Consider the following 9,646-nt stretch of genomic DNA (forward strand, 5'->3'; position numbering starts at 1 on the left):
TTGAATTTAATAGAATTAATTTAGGATAAAGTTCGGATGACCACTCTTTCATATCTTGTTTAATTAGAAATTGAGTTGTATTTAAAGATGGAACTTCTTCAAGTTGTACATTCGGACTTGCTAAGGCTCCATCGATAAAGGTTTGTGTTAATTTGGAGTGTGCACCTATTTTTCGTAATGCTGAGGAAATATCTATAGTATCTTGTTTTGTTTCTGCTTGAACGATTGGCGTTGCGAGAGTATTGATAGGAATAGTCGCCCCGGTAACAATTGATGTTATTAAAAATCCTGCCATAATTTTGCTCTTCATTCCGTACACCTCTTTACTATTATTTTTTACGATTTTAATCGTATATGCTGTAAAATCTAACGTTAGAATTTCTTCATACACACTTGAGGATAGAATTTTTTCGAAAGAGTAATTGCATCACGTTTTTTATTTATTTTTGATAGAATATAAGGTCCTTACTTCCCCCCCATTTTAATCACTATGTTTTTTATAAGTAAACTAGAAAATTGTATTTCTAATATTTGATTTTTCTGATATTAAATCTTTTGTTTTTTTCTAATTATATTTAAAAAGTTTTCATACTATTATCACTTCATGAAGTGAAATGATTTTACTACTATAATTAAACATAAAATTTGTTGGAATCATTGAATCTTAATAAATATCATATAAAGAAATGTTTTTACTATAACTTTATGGGATTTTATGTATTATGTACTTAATATGAATATGTACAATTGCATACTCATATTAAGTACTATTCTTGAATAACAGACAAGGCAGTCGCCATACATTCCTATCAACTTAAGAGTTTTTACTCTCCCAGTTTTAAAAAGGTTGTTATTTTTAAAATTTAACTAGAAATGATAAATTAAATAGGCTGTATAAAAGTGAAGGTATACTTACTTTTATACAGCCTATTTATTACATCTTATCAATAATAACCTGTCTTTTATACCACCGATTCAGCTTCTCCTTAGCAACACCTGAAAGACGCTTAGTCTTTTGGTTGTAGAATCTTGAAAGAGTAGGTTGGGATATGCCTATCTCTTCTGAAAGCTCTCTCATTGTAATACTCTTCTTCGTATGCAAAAATACAATCTTTTCACGGATCAAATATTCACTTTCATCTACACTTATAGGCTTACTTTCTTTCTTGGCGACAGTTGTTTCCGCTTGTATTACATTAGTATTTTTCTTTTTGGCCAAACTCTCCATTGAATTCATTAGCTCTTTAGGTGGTACTATCCTAATACCTAACTGCGAGTAATAATTTTTAAACCAATTCTTCTTTGTTAATTGCTCTTCATCTAAGCCATTTTCATACTCCCAATGAGAAATAACCTTTTCACGTTCTAGATCCATTAAGACATTCTCTAATTGGTCTCTAATTCTATTAGGTTTTTGATTCTGTTTAATATCCATTACTGCTAATAGACCTTTATCCCCACCTATAGAATAAGGCCTGCTTAAACTAGAAAACATTTGTCGAATTCTCCACTGCCATGTCAAATATCGAATTAATCTTTTATGGTATTTATGTCGATAACTATTGTATTCGAGTGCCTTTTTGGAAAGTAATGAAGTTGTATTACTTGAACCGTATAAGTAGCTTGACAAGAAACTACCTGGTTTAATTCGGCATGACTCTATTCCCATGTATTCATTTGTATTTTTATCTCTCCAAAGAACTACTGAATCTAGTACAAATAGTCTCTTTATGATCTCACGCTTGACTTCGTAATGTTTACCGGGCTCTGCGCGATCATTTAAGACTACAACCTCATTTTCATCATTAAGGTATATAAAAATACTTGCTAAAGCAGCAATTCTTTTAGCAACTTTAATCTTATCTTCAGCTCGATAATATTCAACTCCATTAGCTTTTGCCTTAGGAATACTACACATTTCTAAAACTTGTTCATATGAAAAATCTATGAACTCATCTGGTGATTTGGCTTCATTCAACCATTGAATAGTGATAGAATCAAGACAATCTGCTGTTAAGTCATCCATATTACTCATAACACCATCCACAAGTGTATTCCAACGAGCTGCTTCCTCTATGTTTGTTAACCTTAAATCCTCATCTTTATGTGAAGAAAGTTGAGCTAGCCCATTACTATCCTTTGTTTCAATTGGGTATGTCTTTATTTTCGTTTCTTCATCCTCATCAAATTGATTTTTCGCAATTCCATCTCTTAATTTATAATAAATAGCAGAGTTATTAACCTCATAATAATCATTTGTTTTTACCTGATTATCATTTTCTAACAGAATAGATTCCATTTCATTAGTACCCTTTATAGGCTTTAAAAACTCCTGATGAATAAATAAATCTATTGCTTCTTGTATTTCCTCTTTATATTGATCTATTTCTGTGAATATTTGTAATGAAGAAATTCCTCTTTTTTGCTGCTTTTCAAGCCATTGTACTAGCATTGAAAAGGAAGGAGAAAGATATGAAGAAGTCACTATCTTGCTGTTATCTTCTTTCACATCCTTATAATAAGCATTCCATTTATCCCATAATGCTTCATCATCTTTATAAAGTGGTTTCGATATTAATAATGCATCACGAAACAATTGTAGAACATTATCCATATGTTCCCCTCCTTCTTCATTAAATTTTAAACTCTTTGTATTTCAAGTTGAAATAATATAGCTATATGTATTCCCTTATATAAAAACATGATAAAATATCGGAATTTTCCCTCTTATATTTTCACTATTCATGACTTTTCATCACGTAGTATTGAAGTTTCTTCTTTTATTTATTATATAAAACAACAACAATTTGTAAAACATTACTCATGTCAAGTCTATTTTTTAATAACATTAGCCCTGTTAAAATACGGTTATGTTTATATCAATATGAAAATCTATAGCGGTATCATGTCCCTTTCGACATAAAGATGAAAAATGTATCCATATTTTTATTGAAAATAATAAATGAAAAAAATTCTTTCATAAAACTCTTCATCCTTGATATAAAAGGATTTTCTCTATCCTTTTAATATTAAACATGAAAACTTATAGCGATATCATGTCCCTTTCAGATTTATCTTGAAATGCTTACAAACACATATATATCAATGTTTTTATTACTTTTTTCATTCTAATAGTTCTATTCCCCTACATGAAAACTTATAGCGGTATCATGTCCTTTTTTTAAAAAAACATGAAATGCAAAACAGCTGCATTGTGTCCCTTTTAAAAACTCTATTTTTGATATAATCCCTATTAAATCAACATTTCAAAGTTATTTCTATAAATTCACTATACATAAAAAGATGAAAATTCACAGCGGTATCATGTCCCTTTTTCTATAATATAAATTTATTATAATCATTATTAAATCAAGTAAAACAAAGGTTTTCATTCCTGTTTCTTCACTTTCTAGAAAGATGAAAATTCACAGCGATATCATGTCCTTTATTTTTTTAGCATATTTATGGAATGCCTTGGGGCTCTAAGCTTCAAGGCACCTTTCATCTTTTCATATTTCTTCTTAAAGGGGGCATTTTTACTTTTTTCGATTTGCTATAATCATAATTGGTATATTTTATAGTATTTTGGCATATATTTCTGAATTTGTAGAACGGAGGTGAAAAAGATGGGGAAATCATTTGTGATACGTAATCAACGTAGCTTAAATGGGAAAACAACAAGCGCAGTTTTAGTAACAATCAAATCTTGGCAAAAGCTGGTGGAAGCATTTGAGGAGAAGTACTACAGTTATAAAGATACTTATTTAGAAGATATTCTGCAGCACATGACATATGAAGATCGCATTGCTGATGTTGACGGATTTGTCGAAAAAGCCAAACCATCTTTTTCACGTCGCGCAATGTCTGCACTTGCAGAAAAAACTGGAAGAAAGCACAAATTATACGGCATTACGAATGCTGATCTCGAAGTATTTTTATATCTACATAAGAAATGCTTTACTAATGGTGTCATTCCAAATGTAACCATACATATGATGTGGGAAGATTACAAGCTATATAAAGAAGAATTTGCTTATATCCAACACTCTCAATTCTATATTGCTTTGAAAAAGTTAAGCTTACATAACATTATCTCCATTGAAAATGGAATTGATGGTCGTTACACAATTAAACTCACTCATTTTCTGAATGAGGAAACAGAAAAAGCAAATCCATACGTATATATTAGTCCTGTTGTATTTACAAAGGCTTTCTTTAAGCTATCTGTAGCGGCTAAGAAGCTATTCTTAGATATCGCAATGCAACAACATACAGAAACAACGTTAAAGCGTTCATTAGATAAGCATGACGAAAGAGGCAATAAAACCCACTTCGGCGGGATGTATCGTTTCTTACATAAAAAATATCCGCATCAAATTCGTGCGGTTATCGATGAATTAACAATTACATTACCATGTACGGGTAGTCCCCTATTCAAAATTTGCAAAATGCAAAAAGGTGTAAAGCATACCAGGCGATATACAACACTATATCTATCTATCCATTCAGACTTCTTATGTACGAAAGAATCTGGAGAAGAACAACACAGGGATCCGTTTACACCAAGAGCTACCTATGCTCGTAAAGCGAAATTCATTGAATCACTTCTACAAGAAATGAATATCGGTGAACTGTCTGCAGACATGAATAAGTTCATTCAGGTCTTAAAGCATACTTGTCATCGTCAAATTCGCAGTGTCATTCGTGGGCTTCGTGATATGGTTGATCGAAAAGAAGGATATCCAACGAAAATTGTATATACATTGAAAAAACTATTGCATCAGACATCTCAATATCAAATTCTTGATACAGCTGCGAAAGAAGGTATCTACCCTCTTATTGCGCAGCACATACCAAAAGAGAGAAATAGTGACCGTGAGCAAGCTGTCTTTAATTTTGGTCTACATTATTCTATGTACTCTCTTCATAACATTAAGAAGATGTTTAGAAATGTACATGCACTACTGAAGCAGAAGTTTACGATACCAGTGACGGAAGAATCTTATCACCTTAATTATTTAAAATACCAGGAAGAAACGTTATTTAGAAAATATGCATATGATCAAGGAGTGAATCTCCATGCATATATCGCTTTAGAAATTGAAATGCGTGAAAAGCTAAAAGTTCGTGGCCATAAAGAACGCACAATTCCAAGTGATGTACGTGAGTGGTTTATAGAATCCATTGATAAACTACCACAAGAGCAGCTGCGTGTGATTGAGCTACCAAAGCAGTTTAATTTACTAGAATTTATGCGTACCTTCGAACGTTTAGTACGTGCCGGTGTAACAATAACGGCTCCAGATCAGGTGCTAACCGCAATGGAAATAAAATAATAGCAACAAGCTCTCTATTTTTGAAAAAATCGAAAGTGGAGGGCTATTTGTGTTTGGTTTATTCCCCCCTTTTTCTACTACTCTATTTATAAATACAAAATCAAAAGGACTTCATGTAAAATGGAGTCTTTTTTTATGCATTTCTATACAAATCCTCTGCTACCTATAGTAGAATTTCCACACTACACATTAAGTTTTCTTTACGTATAGTAAAATATCCAATTTTATATCTACAAAAAATCAGAAGGATATTAATAAAAAATAATGGATATGAGGACAAGTATGATCAAATGTGAATACTATTTTACTAATATTGTTGGGAATACTAATGTTATTGAATTGATCTAATAAAAATCATCAATAATAATGTGAGTTATGTGTAAATACTGAGTAATGTTAAGAAATAGCTACATTCTTTGAAAAAAATGTGGATAATCCGAACCCAGATACTGCTATATTTACTAAAATAAAGAAAACATGCCCTGTTTTAAAGGTTGAATAAATATAATATGATTCGTATCAATTTTTTTCCGATTTCATGTAGAAACATATAATTTTCTTTTTGCTTTTTTGTAGAATTGAAAGTCTAATAATTGTTAAATCAAGGGATACATTTTCTACTATTTATGATTTTTTACGTTCTAATATCAAATTTTCCCTTGTGAGAGTAAGTCTTTTCCCCATTTTTGATAGCCTATAAAAGTTTTATCTTTATTTCTTTTTAATATATAAGATATATATTTATAATAGATTTTATTATTACTAATATGATTGTTAATAAGATGTCAGACCTAATTGAAAATATTTGTAAAACCCGTTATAATAATGGTAATTAAACATATCATTACTCCCATGTAAAAGGACAAATCTACGAATCCTTATTAGGACGAGATTTGTCTTTTTGTCATTGAAAATAAAAAACAACATATCAAAAAGGAAAAGGGCTGTTTGTCCGTTTTCCTTTTTGATATGCCAGCAACCGAGCGTAGCAAAGGGCGGTAGCAGGTCTTTCACTTATTTTTTGTTATAATATATGATAAGAATTTAGAAGTTTATAATGAACAAGGGTATTAGTTTAGAAATAGCATTAGAAGCATTTTCTGCTTATTTAGCAGAAAATGGACGTAAACAATCTAGGATTGAACGTTATAATTACGATATTACAGGTTTTTATAAGTGACTAAGAGCAAATGAGAATCTCCTACATATCAAATCATAAAGTGAACTACCTAAAGAAAATTATTAGGAGTATTTCTATGAACTAGAAAACAAGGCACAGAATATGGCCGTTCTTAAATAAATTGAACATGTCTTTAACGATAAATACTTCAGTAGATGATTTTCACCTCTCCTTAATTCCTGATCAATCACTAAGTGATAAGGATTTTATTACCAAAGCAGAAGAAAAACTATTAAAACAAACTATCCTTTCAACAAAAGGATTAACAGAAAGACAAGTTGAATATGGCCCTCTTATTGTGGATAGAAACGCTTTTATAATAGATTTAGTAGTAAACTATGGGTTGTCCTTACAAGAGCTTGTATCGCCTAATATGAGCGATATACAGTTGGTTAGAAATACCTTAGTGGTTCGTGGTGAAAATGGCATAAATCTATACATCATTATAAAAGGATTATACGAAACTACTCTACAAGTACTATAAAACTATTCCGGAACCTGTAAGACCTAGAAAGTATACAGATAATCCCCTATTTGTGGCATTTGATTTTAATCAGGGGACATATTGTTAGATGTACGAAAAACATGAGCCAAAGGCTTTGTCTGAGGTTGTTATACAAAAGATGATACGGCTTGAGGTGAAACGGGCAGAGTTCAATAGACGTGTTTCTGCACAGCAAATGAGGAACTGATTTATTCACAGTGTTATTAAGCAAGAATTAAATGAAGATGAATTGGTAAGTAGAATGGGGTTCAAAACCAAGATATCCCTAAAAAGATATTTCCGATATTTGCAGCACGTTTAAAACAATATAACCAAAGGTGTTTTAATCTATCCAACTGTAAAAAGACTACGGAAATTTTAAAAGCTAAAACAAGCATAACCCCGTTCTAAATTTAGGACGGGGTTAAAATATAATTGTTTAGCGTAATAAATTGAAGAGTAACCTTTAATTTATTTGAAAACAGAGATGCTCCTAGCACTCTATCTATTCATTTTGTTCTTTTGTAGATAATCCACTTAATAATTCCTGCAAGTAACATCAGGAACGGGATTATCTGGATAAGCCAAAATCCTTTCCAGAAATCAAATATATCGTTCGTTGGAGAATCTGTCGCCATTAAACCTATAAAAAGAGATAATGGACTTATAAACACATTTAATCCCAAACTAATCATAATAAATGACAGATTCTTACTTTTAATCTTCGGTGATGTCGCCATTTTGAATAGGAATATTGTAATAGCTATTATAAGAAGTAAGAACCCATAGAATCTAATCATTTCCATAATATTACTCCTGTCTAAATTAGATTAAAGCTTTTGGCATTTTAAATTGTCCTCTTAGTTTGCATGAAATTCTGTATCACCTTAGAGTATAGAATTTATGATTATACTTGAATTTTTTTATTTATAGTTATTTGAAAATATATAGTTTAAATATAAAGAAAAAGCCCTCTCACGAGTGCCTTTCTTCAATTATTATTACAAACCAAGTTCTAGAAAACGGTTTATACCATGATAATATAATGGATTGCCAGAACCTTTAGCAGAATAAGTATAAAGTTTTCCTAAAGTATCTCCCCAAAGACTGACTTTATCATTTTCAATACGATAATTATCGATAAAACCATCATATGCGCTTACTTTATCTTTAGCAATTTTTTTATAAGCTTTGGCTGTATAGGACGGATCAAGGAAATTGATACCTGTAGAAATACCCGGAGCATTGAATGTCATAGTATAAGATGGACCACTAATTATCGTTCCGTCAATCATTTCACTTTGTACCCATTGTGCTAAATATCCACCTAGTGAATGTCCTGTAAAATAAACATGATGCATTTTTGACCGATCTTTATCAATTATCTTTTTTACATAATCTACAGCTGATTGAGCTTGTAATCCTCCAACATTCCCAGCTACTTGTGCAACATCAATTACAAAGTCCAACGTTTCTTGAGAGCCTCTGAATGCAAAGGTATACCCATAAAATCCTCTATCATAGTCTTCAATATATTTTTTTCTATATACAACTACGTCTAATGAATTGGATGCTGAATAAGTGTCATATACTTGCCATCCACCTTCGATAAAACTATCTTTTGAAGGCGTATCATATGCTCTTTTAGACATATAAGCAAGTTGATTTACAAAAGATGTCTCAGTTGCTGTTGCAGCTAAGCCAAATTTTTTAAATGATTTATCTTGTTTTTCTACTTCTTTTACCCAATGTGGAATTGGAGCAGTTTCTCCAGGTTGTAATTTAATTTCTTTTTCTTTATCTGGATTCGTTGTATTACCGTCCCAACTCTTTTGTAATTCTTTTTGAACTTCTTTGTCATTTTGAATTACAGATTGATTTTCTTCAGCGAAAACTTTTGAAGTTGGTATAGCTTGTCCTAAAGAAATGCAACTTGCTAATGCTAATGTTAATGCGACTTTCTTTTGCATTCTGATTTTTCTCCCCTTGTATTTGTAATTTAAAAACAAAACATAACTTATATAAGATTACTAGACGTCTACTAAAAAATTCATCTCACATCAAATCACATAGCGTATAGTATTATATGCTGCGTCATTGCTAATCTAGTTCCCTAAAAGTAGGAACATATAGATTATCCTTATAAAGTGTTTTATTGTTTTTGGGAATACTTAATTATTATCGCTATTTTATATATGTAAATCAAAATAAAATTTTCGACATTTTTAGATAATTAACGGGAAACAATTAAAATATTTTTTTATAATTAAGAGCATCTCTTACATTTATTCACTCTTACAATTTGAAAAGTTTAAAAAATACCCCTTAGCAAGAAAAAGAAAACCAGGAACAAAAAATGAAATTGAGGTAATGGTGCAAAGGTAAGTGAAAGTTAAATGTCGGGTTACGTGTAATAGAGTGGTTTGTTCCTCTGTAGTTGTATATGAAGCAATGTTCTGTATGTAAATACATCTAAAGATTACCTTTTCAGTTGTCTTTAGATGTACTCTGCAATTTAAGTTTTTTAGAAGGCCTTTGTTTTTAATAATGATACCTTGGAGGTAGTGGCTGTGGATTGAGTTCTACAAAAGTACCAGGAGGTAGTGGCTGTGGATTGAGTTCTACAAAAGTACCAGGAGGTAGTGG

General features: G+C 31.0%; 4 protein-coding genes and 3 pseudogenes. 2 read left to right on the forward strand and 5 right to left on the reverse strand.

From position 1 onward, the window contains the following. From MR170_RS28605 to MR170_RS32815, 3 genes and pseudogenes are all read right to left on the reverse strand, one after another. A partial coding sequence (locus tag MR170_RS28605; protein WP_242310318.1) for an HBL/NHE enterotoxin family protein occupies positions 1-310 on the reverse strand: 310 nt, incomplete at its 3' end. A gap of 624 nt (positions 311-934) precedes the next feature. Then, a pseudogene (locus MR170_RS28610) lies at positions 935-2,251 on the reverse strand (helix-turn-helix domain-containing protein); the annotation flags it as partial. Positions 2,252-2,322: 71 nt separating this feature from the next. After that, positions 2,323-2,614 (reverse strand): annotated as a pseudogene (locus tag MR170_RS32815) (XRE family transcriptional regulator); the annotation flags it as partial. Positions 2,615-3,626: 1,012 nt separating this feature from the next. On the opposite strand from MR170_RS32815, the gene MR170_RS28615 reads away from it, so the two are divergent. Both MR170_RS28615 and MR170_RS28620 read left to right on the forward strand, forming a co-directional pair. Next, positions 3,627-5,336 carry a hypothetical protein gene (locus MR170_RS28615; protein WP_242310323.1) on the forward strand — a complete coding sequence of 570 codons (1,710 nt, stop codon included), beginning with the start codon at positions 3,627-3,629 and terminating at the stop codon, positions 5,334-5,336. A gap of 1,057 nt (positions 5,337-6,393) precedes the next feature. After that, positions 6,394-7,322, forward strand: a pseudogene (locus tag MR170_RS28620) (site-specific integrase). A 187-nt stretch (positions 7,323-7,509) separates the two neighbouring features. Here the strand turns inward: MR170_RS28620 and MR170_RS28625 are convergent. Together MR170_RS28625 and MR170_RS28630 are read right to left on the reverse strand one after the other, a co-directional pair. After that, the gene (locus MR170_RS28625) at positions 7,510-7,806 is read right to left on the reverse strand and encodes a hypothetical protein (RefSeq protein ID WP_043936477.1); all 297 of its coding nucleotides are present in this window, start codon (positions 7,804-7,806) and stop codon (positions 7,510-7,512) included. Between the two features lie 195 nt (positions 7,807-8,001). Next, positions 8,002-8,970 (reverse strand): Tle-like phospholipase domain-containing protein, encoded by a 969-nt coding sequence (locus MR170_RS28630; RefSeq protein WP_043936476.1) that lies wholly within the window; start codon positions 8,968-8,970, stop codon positions 8,002-8,004. Positions 8,971-9,646: the final 676 nt, after the last annotated feature.

Source organism: Bacillus cereus group sp. BfR-BA-01524 (genome assembly GCF_022662595.1).
GTDB classification, from domain to species: Bacteria; Bacillota; Bacilli; order Bacillales; family Bacillaceae_G; genus Bacillus_A; species Bacillus_A thuringiensis_S.

What these genes read in the sequence shown, in the direction of transcription:
- MR170_RS28625 (WP_043936477.1), bottom strand. Translation starts at nt 7,806, where the DNA reads ATGGAAATGATTAGATTCTATGGGTTCTTACTTCTTATAATAGCTATT.
- MR170_RS28630 (WP_043936476.1), bottom strand. Translation starts at nt 8,970, where the DNA reads ATGCAAAAGAAAGTCGCATTAACATTAGCATTAGCAAGTTGCATTTCT.
- MR170_RS28615 (WP_242310323.1), top strand. Translation starts at nt 3,627, where the DNA reads ATGGGGAAATCATTTGTGATACGTAATCAACGTAGCTTAAATGGGAAA.